Below are 20,036 nucleotides of genomic sequence, written 5' to 3'. Positions count from 1 at the left end.
CCCGTCCGGCCAGGTCATGGCCCGGGGCGGGCGCGGGACCGGCGGTGCGCGGAGGTAGGTTCGCGCCATGCACACCGTCGCGGTCCTCGCGCTCGACCAGGTGATCCCGTTCGACCTGTCCACCCCGATCGAGGCCTTCGGCCGGGCGCGGCTGCCCGGCGGCCGGCCCGGCTACCGGCTCCGGGTGTGCGCGCAGCGGCCGGAGATCGACGCCGGGGCGTTCACGCTGCGCGCGCCCTGGGGCCTGGACGGGCTTCAGGGCGCGGACACGATCATCGTGCCGGGCACCGCGACGCCGTTCGCGCCGCTGCCCGGCGTCGTCCGCGACGCGCTGCGCGCGGCCGCCGCGGCCGGCACCCGGATGGCCTCCATCTGCTCAGGCGCGTTCCCCCTGGCCGCGACCGGGCTGCTGGACGGCCTGCGGGTGACCACCCACTGGATCCTGGCCGACCGGCTGGCCGCCGGCCACCCACGGCTCGAGGTCGCCCCCGACGTCCTGTACGTCGACAACGGCCAGTTCCTCACCTCGGCCGGCGCCGCCGCCGGGCTGGACCTGTGCCTGCACCTGATCCGCCGCGACTACGGCTCGGCCGTGGCCGCCGACGCCGCCCGGCTGTCCGTGATGCCGCTGGAACGCGAGGGCGGGCAGGCCCAGTTCATCGCGCACGACCACCAGGTCACGCCCCGGGGCGCCGAGCTGGAGCCGCTGCTCGTCTGGCTCCAGGACAACCTCGCCCGCACGCTCACCCTCGACGACATCTCCTCCCAGGCCGGGATGAGCACCCGTACGCTGATCCGCCGCTTCCGCGAGCAGACCGGCACGACCCCGCTGCGGTGGCTGCACCGCGCCCGCATCCGGCAGGCCCAGCACCTGCTGGAGACCACCCGTCATCCCGTCGAGCGCATCGGCGCGCAGGTCGGCTTCGGCTCGCCGACCGCCTTCCGCGACCGCTTCAAGAAGACGACCGGCGTCAGCCCCAACGCCTACCGGCGGGCCTTCGGCTCATGAGACCCGAGTTGACGTGCTCCGGGGTCCGGGCGCAGGGTGAGCCTCGTGCAGGATGGTGACGCCGCCCGGCTGGCGGACTTCGAGGCCCACCGCGCCCACCTGTGGGGGGTGGCGTACCGGATCATGGGCACCCGCGCCGACGCCGACGACGCGCTCCAGGAGGCGTGGCTGCGCTGGCAGCGGGCGACTCCGGGGGCCGTCGAGGACGTGCGCGCCTATCTGACCACGACCGTGAGCCGGATCTGCTACGACACGCTCACCTCCGCCCGGGCCCGGCGCGAGTCGTACGTCGGGGAGTGGCTGCCCGAGCCGGTGGTGCGGGAACCGGGCCCGGAGGACCGGGCCACCATGGACGAATCGGTCAGCCTGGCCCTGCTGGCCGTGCTGGAGCGGCTGTCGGCGGCCGAGCGGACCGCGTTCGTGCTGCACGACGTGTTCGCGGTGCCGTTCGACGAGATCGCCCGCGTGCTCGGGCGCAGCGACGACGCGGTGCGGCAGCTCGCCTCCCGGGCCCGCGGCCGGGTGCGCGAGTACGCGCCGCGCCGCACCGGTGACCGGGTGGCCCACCGCAAGGCGGTGGCGGCGTTCGCCGCCGCCGCGACCACCGGCGATCTGAGCGGGCTGGTCGCGGTGCTCGATCCCGACGTGGTGTGGCGGGCCGACGGCGGCGGCGTGGTCGGCGCGGCGCTGGTGCCCGTGGTGGGCGCGCAGCGGGTGGCCCGGCTGGTGCGCGGCCTGGTCGAGCGCTGGTACGCGGGCATGACCTCCGAGTTCACCGAGGTCAACGACGCTCCCGGCGTGGTGGTCAGGAACGCGGACGGCACCGTGGACTCCGTGCTGGCCTTCACCGTCGCCGACGGCCGCATCACCGAGGTGTGTCACGTGCGGAACCCGGCCAAGCTCACCGGCGTGTGACCCGACTCACGCTCACGTTCTCCTCCGCCGTGCCGTCTGTCCCGCAGATGGAATTCTCAAGGAGGCGGACATGGACATCCTGGTCATCGGAGCGGGCTACGCGGGCCTCACCACGGCGCTGCGGCTGGACCGTACTCACCGGATCACGCTGATCAGCGCGGACTCGTCCTTCCGGCAGCGGATCAGGCTGCACGAGCTGGCGGCGGGACGGCCGAGCGTGACGATCCCGCTGGCCGAGCTGACCGCGGGCACCGGCATCGCCACGGTCCAGGCGCGGGTGAGCGGCATCGATCCGCAGGCGCGGCGGGTGCGCACTGACGACGGGCGGGTCTTCCCGTACGACACGCTCGTGTACGCCCTGGGCAGCGGCACCGACGTGAGCGCCCCCGGCGTCGCCGAACACGCCTACACCGCCGAGACGGCCGGCGAGCTGCGCGCCCGGCTCGAAGCGGGCGGCGGCGAGGTGGCCGTGGTCGGCGGCGGGCTGACCGGCGTCGAGATGGCCGCGGAGCTGGCCGAGCGCCATCCGTCCTGGCGGGTGTCGCTGGTCACCGGCGGCGAGCCGGGAGCCGGGCTGTCGGAGAAGGGCCGGCGGCATCTGGCCCGCACCTTCGCCAGGCTCGGCGTCCGCACGCACGCGGGGACGCGGGCGACGGGAGCGGGACCCGGCGTGCTCAGGACGGATCGGGGCGACCTGGCGGCCGACGTGGTGGTCTGGGCGGCGTCGTTCGTGGTGCCGCCGCTGGCCGCCGAGGCGGGGCTGGCCGTGGACCCGCGCGGGCGGGCCCTGGTGGACGAGACGCTGAGGTCGGTGTCGCATCCCGAGGTGTACGTCGTCGGCGACGCGGCGGCCGTGCGCGTGCCCGGCGGGGCGTCGCGGATGTCGTGCGCGGCCGGGATGCCGATCGCGGCGCACGCGGCCGACGTGGTCAACGCCAGGGCCGCGGGTCGCGCCGCGCGGCCGTTCCGGTTCCGGTACCTGATCCAGTGCGTCAGCCTGGGGCGGCGCGACGGCGTGATCCAGTTCGTCAGGAGCGACGACTCGCCGGTGGAGTTCATCCTGCGCGGCCGGGTGGCCGCCTGGGTGAAGGAGCTGGTGTGCCGGTTCACCGTCGGGTCGCTGCGGCTGGAGCGCCGCCGTCCCGGCAGCTACCTCTGGCCCAAGGGCTCCGCGCGCCCGTCGTCCGCGCCGGTCAGCGCGTCCAGCTCGGCGGCGTAGAGCAGCGCGGGGTCGAAGCCCATTCCCGTGAAGTGCCCGGCGAGCTCCAGTGACAGGACGCCGTGCAGCCGGGTCCAGAACGTCAGCGCCCGGCGCAGGACGGCCGGCGGGGCGGGATGCCCGCCCGCCCACCGCCGCCGCCCGTCGAGATGCGCGTCGAGCGCCGCCCGGCTGCCGGGCGGTGCGGCGGCGTGCGCGTCGAGTGGTGTCGCGGGGTCGCCGGCGTGCTCGGCGGTGCAGGCGTCGAGCAGGGTCGTCATGGGCTCGGACGCGATCGTGGTGATGTCCCCCGGCGCGTGATAGCCGGGCACGGGGGGGGCCGAAGACGAGGAAGTACCGCTGCGGGTCGTCGAGCGCCCAGCCGCGCAGGACGTGCGCCAGCTCAGCGACGCCGGCCTTCGGGTCCGCCGCTCCGAAGGCGGCGGCAAGACTCCGGTACGCGTCCCTCACCAGCTCGGTGATGAGCTCGTCGCGGCCGGCGAAGTACCGGTAGAGCGCGGGGCCGCTCATGCCCACCCGCCTGGCGATCGCGTTGAGCGAGAGCGCGGAGGCCCCGGCCGTGGCGATCTGCTCCGACGCGCATTCCTTGATCTCGGCCCGCACCTGGGCGCGGTAGCGCCCGCGCGGAGTCGTCGGCTCGACCATCCCATCAACTCCTCACTTCAGTTAGAGTCTATCACTGTAGTGATTGACACTACCGGTAGCGTGGGCTATAACTTCTAACTAGAGCAAGGATCTATAACAGCACCCGAAGGAGAGTCACCATGGACACCGGAGAGCTCGTCGAGGTCGTCCTGCCGGGCAAGGTGGAGCCGGAGAACCTGCGGATCCGGCGCGGAGCGGTCCCCGACGCCGGCCCCGGCCAGGTCGTGATCAGGATGGAGGCGACCGGCGTCTCGTTCGCCGAGCAGCAGATGCGCCGCGGCCGCTACTACGACCAGCCGCCGTTCCCCTTCGTGCCCGGCTACGACCTGGTCGGCACTGTCGTCGCGACCGGTGCGGGCGTGCCTCCCGGCCTGGCCGGCACCCTGGTGGCCGCGCTGGTCAAGATCGGCGGCTGGGCCAGTCACGTCGTCGTGGACGCGGCGGACGTGGTGCCCGTCCCCGAGGGGGTCGGCGCGGCTGAGGCGGAGACCGTCGTGGTCAACGGCATCACCGCCTGGCAGATGCTGCACCGTAAGGCGCGGATCCGCGCGGGACAGACCATCCTGGTGCATGGCGCCAACGGCGGCGTCGGCTCGGTCCTGGTCCAGCTGGCGCACGCGGCGGGCGTCAAGGTGATCGGCACCGCGTCCGCCCGCCACCACGACGCGCTGCGCGAGCGCGGCGTCGTCCCGATCGACTACCGCGACGGAAACGTGGCCGCGCGCGCCCGCGAGGTCGCTCCGCGCGGTGTGGACGCCGTCTTCGACCACGTCGGCGGGCCCGGCATCGTCGGCTCCTGGCGGCTGCTGGCGCCCGGCGGCACGCTCGTCGCCTACGGCACCGCCTCCACCAGGGACGACCAGGGCTCCAAGCAGTGGCCCGTGATCAAGCTGCTGATGCGGGTGTGGCTGTGGAACGCGCTGCCCAACCGCCGCCGGGCCTACTTCTTCAACGTCTGGGCCGGACGGGCCCTGTCGAAGGACCGGTTCCGCGCCCGGCTGCGCGCCGACCTCACCCAGGTCTTCGCGGCGGTCGAGCGCGGCGACATGACGCCCCAGATCGCGGCGCGGTTCCCGCTCACCCGCGTCGCCGAGGCCATGCGGATGGCGGAGTCCGGCACCGTGGCCGGCAAGGTCGTCCTGACCCCATGAGAACGCGGCGGCGCTCCCCGGACCGGATCCGGAAGGCGCCGCCGCGTTCGGCCGGCTAGGCCGCTGCCCGCTCGCGGAGCTCGTGAACCCGCTCCAGGGGCTCGCGGACCGGGACCAGGCGGGCGCCGAGCGCGCGGGCCGCGATCACCATGGCCGCGGCGGCCAGGACGATGTCCTTGAAGATGTACTGCGCCTCCAGCGTCGGCGCGCCGGGGAACAGATCGGTGAAGAAGAGCGCGTACGGGGCGAAGAACCCGGCCAGCGCGCCGGTCATCACCACGAGGCCGGTCTTGAGCAGCTTGCCGGTCACCAGCGTGAGGCCGATGAAGACCTCCATGACGGCGATCACGGCCTGCGCGGCGTAGCCCGACAGCAGGCCCAGGGACAGCTTCTCCAGCGTGGCAACGGACAGGGCCTCCGCCGGGCTGACTCCTGGAAAGAATTTCAGCGTGCCGAAGGCCACGAAGACCAGCCCGAGGCTGATGCGCAGGACGTCGATGCTGTGCCGGCTCAGCCAGGCGGCCAGTCTGGAGATCATGGTGTCGATGGTGGCGGTCATTTCGGGCTCCCTCGTCGAGGTCGTCGATTTCGTCTGCGTTCAGAGTCGCGAAACCGGCGCCGGGAAACGTCAGGCTGAGGGAGGCAACCGGCCTACGTCTTCGCACGTACGCGAAGGGCCGCGGGTACCACCCCAGGCCTCGGGAATCACCCCTAGGGGAGCCTTCCCGCCGCCTTTCCGGCCGTCCGGGCGCACCTTTCCGGACGCCCGGCGAGATTTTCTTGAGATTCGTCGCACCGGATGTCGATCCGGCGTTCCGCCGTTCGACGCCCTGGTGAAAGCGCAACACGGGCGGGGACACCCCGCGGACGTCAAGGAGACGCGAATGAGCACGGTGATCATGCACAACGTCGTTTCGGTCGACGGTTTCATCGCCGACCGGAAGGACGAGGTCGGCCCGCTGTTCGACTGGTACTACAACGGCGACGTCGCACTCGTCGAAGGCGGCCCGTTCAAGGTCTCGCGGACCTCGGCCGACTACGTCCGGCCGATCTGGGAGAGCGTCGGGTCGATGGTGATCGGGCGGCGGCTGTTCGACCTCACCAACGGCTGGGAGGGCAGGCCGGCGACGGGTGACCACGTGGTCGTCGTGTCACACCGGCCCAAGCCGGAGGGATGGCACCCCGAGGCGTCGTACCACTTCGTCGGCGACGTGGCGGCGGCCGTGGCCAAGGCCGCGGAGCTGGCCGGTGAGCGCACCGTCGCCGTGGCGGCCGGCGACGTCGGCGGCCAGGCGCTGGCGCTCGGGCTGGTGGACGAGGTCGCGATGGACGTCGTGCCCGTCGTCCTCGGCTCGGGCCGGCGCTACTTCGGGTCGATCGACGCCCAGCACCTGCTGGAGGATCCGCACGCGGTGGTCCAGGGCGACCGGGTCCTGCACCTGCGCTACCGCGTCCGCCGCTGAATTTCATATCGGCGGACTTTCGTCCATCGGGGTGTTCGACGACATGTTCAGCGGAGAATTGGCGTCGCCGAGTATGTCACTTCCTGCTTCCCTGAGTTCAACTGCCATCACGTGCATTTCACTTGTTCCGGCAAACGAAAGGACGGCGAGGGTGCAGTTTCTCGCGGAAGTCTCTGGCAACGTCACCGCCATCGGATACGGCCTGGCCGCGATAGGACCGGGAATCGGCGTCGGCATCATCTTCGGCCAGGGCGTGCAGGCCATAGCGCGTCAGCCCGAGGCGTACGGACTCATTCGCCAGAACATGCTCCTGGGTTTCGTCCTCACCGAGGCGCTCGCCCTCATCGGGCTGGTGGCGCCGTTCATCTTCCGGTTCGTGGGATGACCTCCGGCGTCACCTCGGCGAGCCGGGCGCGGATGGTCTCCGCGTCGACGCCGCTCTCCTCGGCGCGGTCGGCGCCGAGGCCGGTCAGGATGGCCAGGGCCGCGGACCAGTGGTGGCGGGCCAGGTCGGGGCGGCCGAGCGCGGCGGCGGCGCAGGCCAGGCCGTCGTGGGCGCGGGCCTGGTCGCCGCGCTGACCGAGGTCGGAGGCCAGCGCCAGTGCCGTACGGTGGCTCTCCAGCGCCTCGCCGGGACGTCCGAGGTCGTGGTGCAACCGGCCCAGGCCGTGGATGGCCTCGAACTGCCAGTTGCGATTGCCGATCTCCCGCGCGATCTCCAGGACCCGCCGGTAGCAGTCGACCGCCGCTTCGAGACGTCCCTGGCCGCGGTGCAGGAGGCCGAGGGCGGTCAGGCCGCTCAGCTCGCCCAGCCGGTGGCCGGTGGCGCGGGCCAGGTCGAGGGCCCGGCCCAGGCAGGCGGCGGCGGCCCCGTGGTCGCCGGCCGCGAGGTGGATGCGGCCGAGACCGTTCAGCGCGCGCAGTTCGCCGATGCGGTGGCCGGTGACGCGGGCGATCTCCAGCGCCCGGGTCAGCGCGCGGGCCGCCTGCTCGCGCTCCCCCATCGCGCGGTGCGCGTTGCCGAAGCCGATCAGCGCGTCCAGCTCACCGGTACGGTGCCCGATGGTCCGCGCGATCTCCATGGCACGGGTGTAGTACGCCAGGGCCTCGGGGAAGCGTCCCCTGGACCCGGTGCTCACGCCCAGACCGGAAAGGGCCCGCAGCTCGCCGGCCTCATCGCCGATGGCGCGGGCGATCCGCAGGGCGTCCGTGGTGTCGGCGACGGCGGCCTCGTACCGGCTCGACACGCTCCTGATCTCGCCGAGTTGCAGCAGCGCCTCCATCTCCCCCGCGTCGTCGCCCAGGTCGCGGGCGGCGGACAGGGCCCGCGCGTGCAGGGACTCGGCCTCGGCGTAGCGGCCCCGGCCGCGCAGGCAGCGGTGCAGGGTGGCCGACAGGTGCTGGAGGTGGCCGGGGAAGCCGTGGTCGGCGGCGTACTGGGCGAGGGCGAGCAGATTGGGCAACTCGGCGTCCAGCCAGGCCGTGGCCGCATCCGCGTCCGGCATGAACACGTCGAGCGCGGCCCCGCCGGACGCGGCGACGCCGGGCATGGTCGCGCCGGGCGTCGCGCCGGGCACGGACTCCCCGGAGGAGCGGCGCGGGCGGGTGCCGGGGTCGTAGGGGTAGAGCAGGTCCATCGCCGCCGACGCGGCCCGGCCGTAGTGGTCGAGCAGCCTGGTCATGGCGGCGCGCCGATCGGCCTCCGGCTCGCCGGCCACCCGCTCGGCGCCGTGGGCGCGGATCAGGTCGTGGCAGCGGTAGCGGCCGGGATTGGGCTCCTGCAGGAGATGCGCCTCCAGCAGCCGGTCCAGGGTCACGGTGGCGCGGGCGGCGGGCGTGGCCAGCAGCGCGGCGGCCGCTCCCGCGGCGATGTCGGTCCCCGGGTGCAGGGCCAGCAGCCGGTACGCGCGCTGCTCGGCGGCGCTGAGCTCCCGGTACGACAGGTCGAGCGCGGCGGCGATGCTCCGGCGGCCCGCGTGCAGCTCACTCAGCAGCCGCTGGTGCTCCTCCAGGCGTTCCAGCAGATGCCGTACACTCCAGGCGGGATGGGCCTTCAGCCTGGCCGCGGCCAGCCGGATCGCCAGCGGCAGCAGGCCGCACCGCCGTACGACGTCGGCCAGCACCTCCCGCGACGCGCCGGCCACCCGCTCCTCGCCCGCGGTGCCGGTGAAGAGCGCGATCGCCTCCGCGACCGGCAGTACGTCGACCGAGATCGTCCGGGCCTCGTCGAGCCCGACCAGCCGCCGCCTGCTCGTGATCAGCACCAGCGAGCCCCCCGCGCCCGGCAGCAGCGGCCGGACCTGGGCTTCGTCGGCGGCGTTGTCCAGCACGATCAGCATCTTCCTGTCGGCCAGGATGCTGCGGTAGAGGGCGGCGCGGTCGCCGGTGTCGAGGGGGATCGCCTCACCCGGGAAGCCCAGCGCCTCCAGCAGGCGGGCCAGCGTCTGCGCCGGCTCGGCCGCCGGCACGCCCTGGGTGTGGCCGTGCAGGTCCATGAACAGGTCCCCGTCGGGGAAGTGCGCGGCCACGCGATGGGCGGCGTGCACGGCGAGCGCGGTCTTGCCGATCCCCGCCATACCGTCGATCGCGGTGACCATCACCGTACCTGCAGTGCCCGTTGTGCCGGCGATGCCCGCGATGCCCGCAGCGTCTGTGTCCGCAGTGCCCGTGGCGTCGGCAGTGCCTGTGGTGTCCGGTGCGCCGATGAGGGCCAGTTCGCGGGTACGCCCGACGAAGGCCGTCACGTCGGCGGGGAGCTGGTGCGGCGGCACCCGGGTCCGGCGAGGAGCGCGCGGAGGGCCTGCCGCGAGGCGTTTCAGGGTCGCCAGGTCCGCTTCGCCCAGGTCGAGCGCCTCGGCCAGCAGGCGCACCGAGGCGCTCCGCGGGCGGCGTAGCTCGCCGGTCTCCAGCCTGCGCACGGTGCGGACGTTGAGCCCCGCCCGCGCGGCCAGTTGCTCCTGGGTCAGCAGCGCTCGCTCGCGCCAGGCGCGTAACGACGCGCCCAGGCCGGTCTCGGCCGTGGGACGGCCCGCATCGGTGCCGTCACGTGCTCCTGCAGGCATGAACACATCCCCCGTGATCGTGCGCTGAATCAGGAAGGCACTGTCATGCTATCCCGGCGCCCGGCGAAAGCCCATGCGACAGGTCCGCCCGCTGACCGGTTCCCGCCCTGGTCCGGCCGGGGGCGGACGACGGCCCGACCGGCGCCGCTCACCGGTCCTGGGAGCGGCCGGATCAGCCCTTCGCCCGGATCAACCGGACAGGCCCTTGACGACCTCCTTGGCGATCTCCTCCACGCCCTTGAGCATCTCCGCCTCGGGCACCGGGCGGCTGTTCTCGTCGGAGAGGATCTCGCGGCCCTTGTTGTCGGCGCCGATGAACCTGATGTCGAGCGTGACGTTCCCCCGCACGACGTAGATCCAGGCGGTCGAGGTGTGCCTGACGGTGTGCTCGCTGTAGATCATGTACGCCGAGTCGCCCAGCCCGGAAAGCTCCTTGATCTCCCCATATTTCGTGTTGTAGGGATCTTCGCGCGTCTGGCCGGAGAAGTCGCGCATCGAGTCCCACATGAAGTCGGCGTCCTCCAGGGCGTTGTCATGATCCTGGAAGGCGTTGACCTTGACGTTGATCGACCGCGACAGGTTGTAGCCGCCGGCCATGTGGTAACCCTTCTGGTCCCAGCGGCAGTCCTTCCGCTTGGCGCCGTAGCCGTCCTTGGCGACGCCGGGCGCCGACGAGCTCTTGGGCGCCAGCCGCGAGGTCAGGCTCTCCGGCAGCAGGTCGCACACCTCGGGCACGTCCGCGACCGGCGCGAAGGTGGAGGTGGCGGTCGCGGAAGGGGACGCCTCGGGAGTCTCCTCAGAGGTCTCCTCGGGGGCGGAGGAGGAGGGCTCCAGCGACGGCCTCGCGGACGGCCCTTCGGAGGGCGGGAAGACGGGAAGCTCCACCTCGGGGGGAGGCTGCGCGACGGGCGTGCCGGAGCCCGCGTCGCGGGTGGCGAGGACCGTGCCGCCGATCAGCGCCACCACCGCGGCCGCGGACATGATGCCCACCGCCCAACCCGGCGGCTTCGACGTCGCCGGCCGGGTGCTGCCCCCGTCCGGCCAGTACGACGCGGGAGGCACGGGAGGTCCAGTGGTCATCTTCGCTCCGAAGGGTCGGTCGTCAGAGGGATTGGGGCGAAATATAGCGAAGTGAAAGGGGGTCTCAATACTGTTGCCATTGTGCCTGGACTTCCTCAAGAGAGAATCGCCTCCCGTTACCGCGTGCTCGGAGCACTCGGTCAAGGAGGCATGGGAACCATCTGGCACGCCCACGACGAACTCCTCGACCGCGAGGTCGCGATCAAGGAAGTGCGGCTCCCCGACTCGCTCTCCCCCGCCGAGCGGGAGGAGGCGCTGCAACGCTCGATCCGCGAGGCGATGGCCGCGGCCCAGCTCCGCCATCCGGAGATCATCAAGATCCACGACGTGCTCACCCACAACGGCATGCCCTGGATCGTCATGGAGCTGCTGAAGGGCCGCGACCTGAAGGACGCGGTGGCCGCCGAGGGCCCCTGGGCCCCGCAGCGGGTGGCGGCGCTCGGGCTTCGGGTGCTGGACGCGCTGTCCACCGCACACGCCCACGGCATCCAGCACCGTGACGTGAAGCCGGCCAACGTGTTCCTGTCCGACGACGGGAGGGTGGTGCTGACCGACTTCGGCATCGCCCGGCTGGAGGACCTGGCCACGATCACCGAGTCCGGCCTGCTCATCGGCTCGCCCGGATACATCGCTCCCGAACGGCTGCGCGGCGAGCGCGGCGGCCCGGCCTCCGACCTGTGGTCGCTGGCCGCCACCCTGTACTCCGCCGTCGAGGGGCAGGCCCCCTACGTCGGCACCTCCCCCATGGCCGTGCTGCGCGACGCCCTCACCCTGCCGCCCCGGCCGCCGGTCCGGGCCGGGAGCCTCGGGCCGGTGCTCATGCACATGCTGGCGCGCGAGCCGCACGAACGTCCCGATCCGCGTTCGGCGGCGTACCTGCTGCAACGGGTGGCGGAGGGCCAGGAGCCGATGGCGCCGCTGCCCGCGCCCCCGCAGAAGAGCGGGCGCCGGCCGCTCATCATCGGAGTGGCGGCGACCGCGGCGGCCGCGGTCGTCACGGTGGCGGCCGTGGCCGGCACCACGCTGCTCAAGCCGGAGCCGACCCCGCGGCCGACCACGCGGCCGACCACGCCGGAGACCGCCGCGCCGCCCGCCACCTCCGCCCCGTCCACCCCCGAGCCGTCGGAGCCGGCCACCGCGAAGCCCACCGTGGCGGAGGCGAAGTTCGAGGTCCCGGTGAGCCCGTGTACGCTCCTGACGCCGACCCAGGTGCGGCGGCTGGTCCCGGCCGCGCCGGCCAAGGGCAAGCAGAGGGACGAGGGCTGCGAGTGGACGACGCGCGGCAAGGGCGTCGCGGTGGTTCCGCTGCGCCCGGAGCCGCTGGAGAGCGCCTGGGGCCGCAGCGTGGACGAGGCGTCGGAGAAGTTCGTCAACACGCTCAACGCGGCCGAGTCGGGGGCCGAGCTCTCCTGGAACTGGCCGGGCATCGGCCTGGACAAGCTGATCACCCAGAAGCGCAGGTCGTACGAGGAGGTCAACGGGATCGGGGACGAGGCGTTCAGCTACGAACTGGTCAACCCGAAGGGCCAGGTGGAGCGGCACGACGTCGTCTTCCGGGTGAGCAACGTCGTTATGGAGATCAAGTACATCGACGCCGGGAAGATCGGCGACGATGAGGCCATGCGCAAAGGCGCGCGTGACGCCGCCCGATGGATCGCGGCGGCGCTAGGACGCCAGGAGTGATGCGATGAACCAGCCACGACTCGTGGGCGGGCGCTACCAGCTGCTCGCGCCCATCGGCCGCGGCGGGATGGGTGTGGTGTGGCGGGCCCTCGACACCGGGATCGGGCGCGAGGTGGCGATCAAGCAGGTGCACCTGCCGCCGAACCTGTCGCCCGACGACCAGGGGCGGCTGCGCATGCGCACCCTGCACGAGGCACGGACGGCCGCCGAGGTCAGGCACCCGGCCGTGGTCGCGATCCACGACGTGGTCGAGGACGGGGGTGAGCCGTGGATCGTGATGGAGCTGGTCAACGGGCGCTCCCTCGACCAGGTGGTGAAGTCGGGCGGGCCGATGTCGCCGGAGTGGGCCGCCTCGATCGGCCTGTTCGTGCTGTCGGCCCTGGCCGCCGCGCACGCGCGCGGCCTGCTGCACCGTGACGTCAAGCCGGGCAACGTGCTGCTGGCCGACGACGGCCGCATCCTGCTGTCCGACTTCGGCATCGCCACGCGGACCGGCGGCGGGCCGCAGGGCAGCGCGCCCATGGGCACGCCCGGGTTCACCGCTCCCGAGACGCTCACCGAGGAGCCGGGCCGGGCCGCCGGGCCCGCCTCCGACCTGTGGTCGCTCGGGGCGACGCTCTACACGGCCGTCGAGGGCGTGCCGCCCTTCTCGCGTCCGACCGCCATGGCCACGCACGGCGCGGTGATGACCGAGCCGCCCAGGCCGCCGCAGCGGGCCGGCGCCCTCACGCCCGTGCTCATGCGGCTGCTGGAGAAGAACCCGATGCAGCGCCCCGACACGGTGGCGCTCAGGGAGTCGCTGCAGCACCTCACCGGCCGCACCGCCGCCACCGTCCCGTCGGCGCTCCCGGCGTCCTGGACGCTGCCCCGGATCCCGGTGTACGGCTCCGCGGCGGCGGTGGCCGTCGCCTTCGTCGCGGCCCTGGCGATCATCCTGGCCACCTCGTCCGGGCCCGCCGCACCGGCCACCACGCCGGTCGCCGCCCCGACCGTCACGGCGAAGACCGAGCGGCCCACGCCCGCCGCGACGCCGACCGGCACCTCCGCGCCCTCCGCCACGCCCGCGCCCACCGGCTCGCCGGTCGCGCGTACCCCCGGCAAGTTCACCGCGGTCCCGAGGCCGTGCCAGTTGCTCACCCGGCAGCAGGCCACCGAGCTGGTGGGCCGGTACGTGACCTCCAGCACCGAGCCCAGCGTCAGGTGCGGCTGGGGCGCGCTGCGCGACAGCGGCGACCTCGCCATCTACGCCACCTTCTACCTGTACGCCCAGCAGGGCGACGGTTACGAGACCAAGCTCGCCGAGGAGCACGTGCAGGGCGCCAAGGCGAAGGCCGAGTCGGAGGCGGGCCGGGGCGGCAGCGGCGCCAAGCACGGCGAGGTCTTCGAGATCCCCGGCGCCGGTGACCAGGCGGTCGCCTGGGAGGTGCAGGAGACGGCGTTCAGCACCAAGAAGGTCACGGTCTACTCGGTGTTCAGCACCGGCAACATCGTGGGCGAGGTCCGCTACACCCGTGACGTCAAGGAGGACCCCACGCTGCGGCAGAAGATCCCGAAGGCGATCAAGTACCTCGCCGAGAACCTCGACGCCAAGGGCTGACGCATGCACGTAGTCGCCGGGCGTTACCACCTGGTCGCACCGCTGGGGGCGGGCGGCGCCGGCACGGTCTGGCGGGCGCAGGACGCGGTGCTGCGCCGCGAGGTCGCGGTCAAGCAGGTACGCCTGCCGTCCGACCCGGCCCGCAGGGACAAGGCGCTCGCGGACACCCTGCGCGAGGCCCGCGCCGCCGCCGCGCTGAACCATCCCGCGATCATCACCGTGCACGACGTCATCGCCGAGCAGGGGCAGCCGTGGATCGTCATGGACCTGCTCGCGGGCCGGTCGCTGGCCGACCTGATCAGGGAGTCCGGCCGGCTCCCTGCCGGGCAGGTGGCCACCATCGGGCTGCGGGTGCTCGACGCGCTCGACGCGGCGCACCGGCGCGGGATCCTGCACCGTGACGTGAAGCCCGGCAACGTGATCATCACGGACGCGGGCGAGGCCATCCTCACCGACTTCGGCATCGCCGCCCAGATCGACCCGCAGATCGACCACCGGACCGGCCCAGGGCACGGCCCGCAGGCCGATCCGCGGAGCGGCGCGTGGACCGGCGGCGGCCCCGGCGCCGCCTCGGCGCTCGCGGCGGCCGAGCAGTCGGGCACGCCCGGGTACGTCGCGCCGGAACGGCTGCGCGGGGAGCCCACGGGCCCGGCCTCCGACCACTGGTCGCTGGCCGCCACCCTGTACACGGCGGTGGAGGGGCAGAGCCCGTTCCGGCGCGACACGCCCATGGCGATGGTGGCGGCGGTGCTCACCCAGCCCCCGCTGCCCGCCGTGCACGCGGGGCCGATCGGCGGCCTGCTCATGGCGCTGCTGGACAAGAACCCGGCCGCGCGCCCGCCGCTCTCCGTGATCAAGGACGTGCTCGGCCCGATCGCGGCCCCCCTGCCCACCCGCCGCCCGGTCGGGGGCTCCGTCACCCCCGCCAGGCCACCCACCGACCCCTCCACCGGGGTCGCCACGATGCCGGTGACCCGGAGCAGGAGCAGGCTGCCCCTGGTGCTGGCCGCTCTGACGGCCGCCACCGCCGTCACGGTGAGCGTGGTGCTCCTGGTCAACGCCGCCAACGGGACGACCCCGCCCCCGGAGACCCGCCCGATCGCCCAGCCGTCGAACGGGCCCTCGAACGAGCCGTCCAGTGAACCGCCCTCCAGCCCGCCACCGAGCCCGGCGGCCAGCACGAGCGCGTCCCCGCGCGCACCGGGCGACGGCAAGTTCGCCACCGCACCCAGCGCGTGCGGCCTGGTGTCGGAGGACCAGGCCGCGAAGATCATTCCCGGCCTGGCCAAGCGGCAGTCCGGGATGGACCCCGCCGAGTGCGGCTGGAACGGCGGGGAGGACGTGATCACGGTCAAGGTCACCCGCTCGGCCACGGTGGCGGCGGCACGCAAGGTCTTCGGCGGCAGGAAGGCCGCCCAGGCCTCCAAGACGGGCAGCAGCGGCGGTTCGACCTACCAGGCCGTACGCGATCTCCCCGGCGTCGGGGACGGCGCCTTCGGCCAAAACTGGTACGCGACGACGTTCACCCAGACCCACAGCATCGTGTGGCTGCGGGTCAGCAACGTGGTCGTGCAGATCGACGCGGCCACGTTCGGCGAGTCCAAGCCCCAGGCCAAGCACCAGAACTGGGCGCTCAAGCTCGCCGGCGCGGCGGCGGACACCCTCAGGAACACCTCGCCCCAGGACACCGGCTGATGCGGGCAGCAGTTCCCCCAGACTCGCGGAGAGGAGACGTGGCGGCCGCCCCGCCACGAACGAGATGAACGACTACCCGAACACGGCCCCCGCCAAGCGGCCCGGTCTCCGGATGACGCCCGGCCTGCTCAGCGGGGCGATGGCGGTGCTCGTGCTGATGGTGTTCACCATCGTCTTCCTGGCCACCAGGCAGCCGCCGCCCGCGCCCGTCATCACGCAGGTCTCCGCGCGGACGTCCCGGCCCACGGAGGAGGCCACGGAGCCCGGCACGCCGCCGCCGGCCTCGCCCAGCGAGCAGCCTTCGACCAGCGAGCCGGTGCCGACGGGGGAGGCGAAGTTCACCAAGGAGGTCGATCCGTGCAAGCTCGTCGGTGAGGACCTGCGGGTCAAGCTCGTGCTCTTCCCCGAGGAGACGAAGATCTACAAGGAGGAGTGCGAGTGGGGGACGCTGCCCAGGTTCGGCGGCGGGATCCCGGACAACATGTACCACAAGCTGAAGGTGTACACGAAGGTGTTCACCGGTGGTGTGGCCGAGGCGCATGAGCAGTTCGTCGCCCGCAGGGGCGAGGCCGCGCTGATCCCCAAGGGCTACACCAAGCCCGACCCGATCGTCGGGGACGACTCCTTCGTCACCGGATGGACCCTGCCGGGCGACACGGGCAAGGGACCGACGACGGCGGTCGTGGGGGTCCGCGTGAGCAACGCGGTGATCGAGGTGACGTACGACCGCCGCGTCACCGAGGACCCGGAGGGCAGGCTGACCCGGGGCGCGCTGGAGGTGGCCAAGGCCGTCGCCGACAAGCTCAGCTCCGGCGCGGGGTGAACGAGGCCGCGGTCGTCGTCAGTCCTCTTCCAGCACGTACCGCAGATAGAGGTCCGGCTTGGTGAGAAAGCGCCGCCAGTCGTCGACCAGCTGGAGTGACTCCCACTCGGTGCGCTGGACGCCGTGGTCGCCCAGTTCGACGATCTGCGCTCCCGGCAGGCCGGCCAGGATCGGCGAGTGCGTCGCGCAGATGATCTGCCCGCCTTCGCCGGCGACCTGGTGCATGAGGGCGAGCAGGCGAAGGCAGGACCGGAACGACAGGGCCGCTTCGGGTTCGTCCAGCAGATAGAGCCCCGGCCCTGACACCATGCGGTCGAGGACCGTGAAGAACCCTTCGCCGTGCGACTGCTCCGTGAGGTCGTCCTCCCAGAACCCCTTCATGCCGGACACGTGCTGCCCCAGGGTGAACAGCGTCTCAGCCCGGAAGAAGAAGCCCCGCCGCCCGCGCCGGGGACCGCGCAGCAGGCGAAGACCTGTCGTGGTGAGCTCGACGTCCAGCGCCTCCCCGAGCGGAGAGGGCATCCCCGTGGAGGCGTATTTCGTCCCCGCCTTGCCGCCCTCGGAGTTGATGTCGCACGCGTCGGCGATGGCCTCCACCAAGGTGGACTTCCCCGAACCGTTCTCCCCCACCAGGAACGTCACCCGCTCGGTGAAGGTCAGCCCTTGCGACTGAAGATGGCGAACCACGGGGAGGGCGGCGCACCAGTCGGTCGGGGGCCGGGACAGTTCGAGCCGCGTCAAAAGCACGTCCACCACCTTTCCACGACATCGAGAAGTTTGTCCGCAGGGCTACGAGCCGTTCTCCTTCTTGACCGTGTCGAAGACGATGTCGCGCCAGTCTGCCGGGGTCTTCTTGATGACGCCGACCTCCTTCATGAAGGCGCTGAGCTTGAGTACGCCGTGCGGCGCCGTGGTGAACTCGATGCCGGTGTAGGTCAGGTACTCCTGGTACTTCTCCGGTGCGATCTTGCCCTTCTCCGCCTCCGAGAGGATCTCGGCGGCTTCGGCGGGTGACGTGGTGATGAGCTCGTTGGCGCGGGTGATGTTCTTGTGGAAGGAGGCGAGCACGTCGGGATTGGCCGCCGCGTACTCCTCGCTGGTCACCACCGCGTTGAAGCCGTGCGGGCCGAAGAGCTCGTAGCTGTCGACCAGCTTGCGCGCCCCCTGATCCACGGCCTGGAACTGGAACGGCGGCGAGGTGTAGGCGCCCGCCAGTTGCCCGGCGACCAGGGCCTGCAGCGCCTCCGGGTGGGCCATGGCCACGATGTTCTTGTCCAGCGCGTGCGCGTCGCCGAGTTGCTGCTGGGCCGCGCGCTGCAACATCACCGACTGGATCGAGCCGGGCGAGACGGCGGCGATCTGGTCGGCCGGGCCGAAGTCCTTCAGGCTGCGGAACTTCGGGTCCTTGGCCACCAGCCACAGCGGCATGTCGTTCAGCGAGCAGACGACCTTCCAGGGGACGCCCGCGTCCCAGCCGATGAGGTAGGGGCCGTAGCCGCTGACCCCGAGCTGGAGGCTGCCCGAGACGATCCCGTCCCTGGTCGCAGCGCCGCCGCTGACGGTCTTCCAGTTGATCGTCCGGCCGGGGAGGTCCTGCTCCAGCCAGCCCTTGGCCTGGATGACGATGAGCGCGGCGTAGCTGATGCCCGAGCCCTGGGAGATGTTGATCTCACCGCCGGAGCCGCCCGGCCCACCGGAGCCGCCCGGCCCGCCCGAGCCCCCGTCGCCGCACGCGGCGGTCAGTGCCAGCAGGCCGGCGCCGGTCACGCCGAGGCGCAACGCGTCCCTGCGGCTGTACGAGCGCTGCCTCACGGCGGTGGCGAGGCGGTCCCCGGCGGCGCGGGAGAGTGTCATCACGTTCCTTCCTTCATGCCCCACCGGGTCACCGTGTGCCGTTCGACCAGACTAAAGACCAGGTCGAGGGCGATGCCGATGAGCGCGATCGTCACCAGGCCGGCGAACACGTCGGGCGTGCGCGCGTAGTAGCGGGCGTTGTTGATGAAGAAGCCGAGCCCGCCGTCGGTCCCGGCGGTGCCGAAGACCAGCTCGGCGGCGATGATCGTGCGCCAGCCGAACGCCCAGCCGGTCTTCAGGCCGGAGATGGCGTGCGGCAGCGCGGCGGGCATCATCACGTCACGGGTCAGCCGCCAGCCGCGCAGGCCCAGGTTGCGGCCGACCATGAGGAGGGTGGCGGGCGTGGTACGCAGGCCCATGCTGACGTTGACGGTCATCGGCCACAGGACGGCGTTGGCCGTGACGAAGATCAGCGCCGTGTCGGTCAGCCCGAACCAGAGCATCGCGAGCGGCAGGATGGCCACCGACGGCAGCGGGTTGATCATGGAGGACACCAGTTGCAGCGCGTCGTTCCCGATCGTGGTGGTGGCGGCCAGCACGGTGAGCAGCACCGTCAGCACGATGCCGATGGCCATGCCCGTGCCCAGCAGGCGCAGGGTGGTCAGGGTGGAGACGGCCATCTCGCCGTCGGCCCAGCCGCCGGCCCAGGCCACGGCCACGTCCCAGGGACCGGCGAAGACGAACGGGCTCACCCCGGACAGGGACGCGTACGCCTGCCAGATCCCGATCAGGACGAGGAGGATGATCGCGCGCCGCGACCAGGCAGGCAGGCGCGTCCACGAGCCGGCCGTAGCGGGCCCCGCCACGCGCGCGACCGTGGAGGCGCTATTCGAAGACGGCACCGGCGAGGTCCTCCCCTTCCTCGGCGAGCAGGGCGCGGAGCCGCTGCCGGGCCTCGGCGAAGCCGGGCGCGTCGGGGCCGTCGAGGCCGGACACGTCCACGATCTCCCTGACCCGCGAGGGACGGCCGCCGAGCACGACCACCCGGTCCCCGAGCAGCACCGCCTCGTCGATGCTGTGCGTGACGAACAGCAGCGCCACCCGGGTGCGCGTGACGATGTCGGCCAGCTCGCGCTGCAACCGCCCGCGCGTCTGGGCGTCCAGGGCACCGAAGGGCTCGTCCATGAGCAGCATCAGCGGGTCGATCGCGAGCGCCCGCGCGATGGCGACCCGCTGCTTCATCCCGCCGGACAGCTGGTGCGGATAGCTGTCGAGGACGTCGTGCAGGCCCATGAGCTCCAGGAATTCGACGGCCCTGCGCCGCGCCCCGGCCCGGTCGGAGCCGGTCACCCTGAGCGGGTAACTGACGTTGCCGAGGATGGTGCGCCACGGGAACAGCTGGTCGAACTCCTGGAACACGAACGCCCGGTCGGGGCCGGGCTCCGGCGCGTCCCCGCCCCGGAGGACGACGCGGCCCGACGTGGGACGCAGGAACCCGCCGACGGCCTTGAGGATGGTCGACTTGCCCGACCCCGAGGGGCCGAGCAGCATGACCTTCTCCCCGTACGCCACCTCGAAGGTCGCCTCCTCGACGGCGGGCACGTGTCGGCCCTGCCGCTGGTAGCCGATCGCCACCTGGTCGACGAGCAGCAGCGGGCCGTCGGAGGGCGGGTCGTCGCGCGGGGTGGCGACCGTCGTTGCGGATGTCACGGCAGGTCCCTTTCGGAGCGTCCACGCAGCAATTGAAGGGTAATCCTACAGACAATGTAGGAAATATACGACACGCGGAGGTGCGCCCGCCCACCAGCCGGGCCGGCAGCTCCCCGACGGTGAGCCGTTCGCGCCGGGCCAGGTCGACGACAAGCCGGCGGCGGCTCTGCGCCCCCTCGTTCTCGGCCGG

At 72.6% G+C, this 20,036-nt stretch carries 18 protein-coding genes and 1 pseudogene; 10 read left to right on the top strand and 9 right to left on the bottom strand.

Annotated elements, in window-relative coordinates; translation table 11 throughout:
* Window positions 1–67: 67 nt before the first annotated feature.
* From OIE67_RS04545 to OIE67_RS04535, 3 genes are all read left to right on the top strand, one after another.
* Window positions 68–1,009, top strand: coding sequence for a GlxA family transcriptional regulator (locus OIE67_RS04545; RefSeq protein ID WP_326636938.1), 942 nt, complete (start codon window positions 68–70; stop codon window positions 1,007–1,009).
* 45 nt (window positions 1,010–1,054) lie between these two features.
* Window positions 1,055–1,924, top strand: a complete 870-nt coding sequence (gene sigJ, locus OIE67_RS04540; RefSeq protein WP_326636936.1) for an RNA polymerase sigma factor SigJ — start codon at window positions 1,055–1,057, stop codon at window positions 1,922–1,924.
* A gap of 70 nt (window positions 1,925–1,994) precedes the next feature.
* On the top strand, window positions 1,995–3,143 hold the full coding sequence (locus OIE67_RS04535) for an NAD(P)/FAD-dependent oxidoreductase (RefSeq protein WP_326636934.1): 1,149 nt from the start codon (window positions 1,995–1,997) through the stop codon (window positions 3,141–3,143).
* Here OIE67_RS04535 and OIE67_RS04530 read toward each other — a convergent pair.
* Together OIE67_RS04530 and OIE67_RS55350 are read right to left on the bottom strand one after the other, a co-directional pair.
* A complete protein-coding gene (locus OIE67_RS04530) occupies window positions 3,074–3,454 on the bottom strand; it encodes a TetR-like C-terminal domain-containing protein (RefSeq protein WP_326636932.1) in 381 nt (126 codons plus the stop codon). The two genes, OIE67_RS04535 and OIE67_RS04530, sit on opposite strands and share 70 nt — an antisense overlap.
* A gap of 154 nt (window positions 3,455–3,608) precedes the next feature.
* Window positions 3,609–3,788 (bottom strand): annotated as a pseudogene (locus OIE67_RS55350) (TetR/AcrR family transcriptional regulator); the annotation flags it as partial.
* A 119-nt stretch (window positions 3,789–3,907) separates the two neighbouring features.
* On the opposite strand from OIE67_RS55350, the gene OIE67_RS04525 reads away from it, so the two are divergent.
* Window positions 3,908–4,939: a medium chain dehydrogenase/reductase family protein gene (locus OIE67_RS04525; protein ID WP_326636930.1), complete on the top strand. Its 1,032-nt coding sequence runs from the start codon at window positions 3,908–3,910 to the stop codon at window positions 4,937–4,939.
* Between the two features lie 55 nt (window positions 4,940–4,994).
* Here the strand turns inward: OIE67_RS04525 and OIE67_RS04520 are convergent, their stop codons facing one another.
* Entirely contained in the window at window positions 4,995–5,498 is a 504-nt protein-coding gene (locus OIE67_RS04520; protein WP_326636928.1) for a DoxX family protein, read from the bottom strand.
* A 325-nt stretch (window positions 5,499–5,823) separates the two neighbouring features.
* Here OIE67_RS04520 and OIE67_RS04515 point away from each other — a divergent pair, with 325 nt between their 5' ends.
* Together OIE67_RS04515 and atpE are read left to right on the top strand one after the other, a co-directional pair.
* Window positions 5,824–6,402 carry a dihydrofolate reductase family protein gene (locus OIE67_RS04515; protein WP_326636926.1) on the top strand — a complete coding sequence of 193 codons (579 nt, stop codon included), beginning with the start codon at window positions 5,824–5,826 and terminating at the stop codon, window positions 6,400–6,402.
* Window positions 6,403–6,553: 151 nt separating this feature from the next.
* A complete protein-coding gene (gene atpE / locus OIE67_RS04510) occupies window positions 6,554–6,787 on the top strand; it encodes an ATP synthase F0 subunit C (protein ID WP_326645215.1) in 234 nt (77 codons plus the stop codon).
* Here atpE and OIE67_RS04505 read toward each other — a convergent pair.
* The gene (locus OIE67_RS04505) at window positions 6,765–9,464 is read right to left on the bottom strand and encodes an ATP-binding protein (RefSeq protein ID WP_326636924.1); all 2,700 of its coding nucleotides are present in this window, start codon (window positions 9,462–9,464) and stop codon (window positions 6,765–6,767) included. The genes atpE and OIE67_RS04505 overlap by 23 nt on opposite strands.
* Before the next feature lie 189 nt (window positions 9,465–9,653).
* A complete protein-coding gene (locus tag OIE67_RS04500) occupies window positions 9,654–10,544 on the bottom strand; it encodes a hypothetical protein (RefSeq protein WP_326636922.1) in 891 nt (296 codons plus the stop codon).
* Between the two features lie 51 nt (window positions 10,545–10,595).
* Between OIE67_RS04500 and OIE67_RS04495 the strand changes: the two genes are divergently transcribed.
* The 4 genes from OIE67_RS04495 (at window position 10,596) to OIE67_RS04480 (ending at window position 16,342) form a co-directional block, all read left to right on the top strand.
* Entirely contained in the window at window positions 10,596–12,227 is a 1,632-nt protein-coding gene (locus OIE67_RS04495) for a serine/threonine-protein kinase (RefSeq protein ID WP_326636920.1), read from the top strand.
* Between the two features lie 4 nt (window positions 12,228–12,231).
* The gene (locus tag OIE67_RS04490; protein ID WP_326636919.1) at window positions 12,232–13,824 is read left to right on the top strand and encodes a serine/threonine-protein kinase; all 1,593 of its coding nucleotides are present in this window, start codon (window positions 12,232–12,234) and stop codon (window positions 13,822–13,824) included.
* Window positions 13,825–13,827: 3 nt separating this feature from the next.
* Window positions 13,828–15,519 (top strand): serine/threonine-protein kinase, encoded by a 1,692-nt coding sequence (locus OIE67_RS04485; RefSeq protein WP_326636917.1) that lies wholly within the window; start codon window positions 13,828–13,830, stop codon window positions 15,517–15,519.
* A gap of 64 nt (window positions 15,520–15,583) precedes the next feature.
* Window positions 15,584–16,342, top strand: coding sequence for a hypothetical protein (locus OIE67_RS04480; protein WP_326636915.1), 759 nt, complete (start codon window positions 15,584–15,586; stop codon window positions 16,340–16,342).
* Window positions 16,343–16,360: 18 nt separating this feature from the next.
* Here OIE67_RS04480 and OIE67_RS04475 read toward each other — a convergent pair whose 3' ends face one another.
* From OIE67_RS04475 to OIE67_RS04460, 4 genes are read right to left on the bottom strand one after another with little or no spacing between them, the layout of a single operon-like run.
* Window positions 16,361–17,089, bottom strand: a complete 729-nt coding sequence (locus tag OIE67_RS04475) for an AAA family ATPase (RefSeq protein WP_326636913.1) — start codon at window positions 17,087–17,089, stop codon at window positions 16,361–16,363.
* A gap of 42 nt (window positions 17,090–17,131) precedes the next feature.
* Window positions 17,132–18,196: an ABC transporter substrate-binding protein gene (locus OIE67_RS04470; RefSeq protein ID WP_326645214.1), complete on the bottom strand. Its 1,065-nt coding sequence runs from the start codon at window positions 18,194–18,196 to the stop codon at window positions 17,132–17,134.
* Window positions 18,196–19,002 (bottom strand): ABC transporter permease, encoded by an 807-nt coding sequence (locus OIE67_RS04465; protein ID WP_326636911.1) that lies wholly within the window; start codon window positions 19,000–19,002, stop codon window positions 18,196–18,198. Before OIE67_RS04465 ends, OIE67_RS04470 begins: the two co-directional genes overlap by 1 nt.
* 19 nt (window positions 19,003–19,021) lie before the next feature.
* On the bottom strand, window positions 19,022–19,846 hold the full coding sequence (locus tag OIE67_RS04460) for an ABC transporter ATP-binding protein (RefSeq protein ID WP_326636909.1): 825 nt from the start codon (window positions 19,844–19,846) through the stop codon (window positions 19,022–19,024).
* Between the last annotated feature and the right edge of the window lie 190 nt (window positions 19,847–20,036).

The sequence above is a fragment of the Nonomuraea fuscirosea genome (assembly GCF_035917475.1).
Taxonomy (GTDB): domain Bacteria; phylum Actinomycetota; class Actinomycetes; order Streptosporangiales; family Streptosporangiaceae; genus Nonomuraea; species Nonomuraea fuscirosea.
The sequence above is the reverse complement of the archived record's forward strand: the minus strand, read 5'-3'. Positions and strand labels throughout refer to the sequence as shown.

Bases quoted from the DNA above. Each gene is read 5' to 3' on its own strand.
- OIE67_RS04545 (WP_326636938.1), top strand. From the start codon at position 68: ATGCACACCGTCGCGGTCCTCGCGCTCGACCAGGTGATCCCGTTCGAC.
- OIE67_RS04535 (WP_326636934.1), top strand. From the start codon at position 1,995: ATGGACATCCTGGTCATCGGAGCGGGCTACGCGGGCCTCACCACGGCG.
- OIE67_RS04525 (WP_326636930.1), top strand. From the start codon at position 3,908: ATGGACACCGGAGAGCTCGTCGAGGTCGTCCTGCCGGGCAAGGTGGAG.
- OIE67_RS04520 (WP_326636928.1), bottom strand. From the start codon at position 5,498: ATGACCGCCACCATCGACACCATGATCTCCAGACTGGCCGCCTGGCTG.
- OIE67_RS04515 (WP_326636926.1), top strand. From the start codon at position 5,824: ATGAGCACGGTGATCATGCACAACGTCGTTTCGGTCGACGGTTTCATC.
- OIE67_RS04505 (WP_326636924.1), bottom strand. From the start codon at position 9,464: ATGCCTGCAGGAGCACGTGACGGCACCGATGCGGGCCGTCCCACGGCC.
- OIE67_RS04500 (WP_326636922.1), bottom strand. From the start codon at position 10,544: ATGACCACTGGACCTCCCGTGCCTCCCGCGTCGTACTGGCCGGACGGG.
- OIE67_RS04490 (WP_326636919.1), top strand. From the start codon at position 12,232: ATGAACCAGCCACGACTCGTGGGCGGGCGCTACCAGCTGCTCGCGCCC.
- OIE67_RS04485 (WP_326636917.1), top strand. From the start codon at position 13,828: ATGCACGTAGTCGCCGGGCGTTACCACCTGGTCGCACCGCTGGGGGCG.
- OIE67_RS04480 (WP_326636915.1), top strand. From the start codon at position 15,584: ATGAACGACTACCCGAACACGGCCCCCGCCAAGCGGCCCGGTCTCCGG.
- OIE67_RS04470 (WP_326645214.1), bottom strand. From the start codon at position 18,196: ATGACACTCTCCCGCGCCGCCGGGGACCGCCTCGCCACCGCCGTGAGG.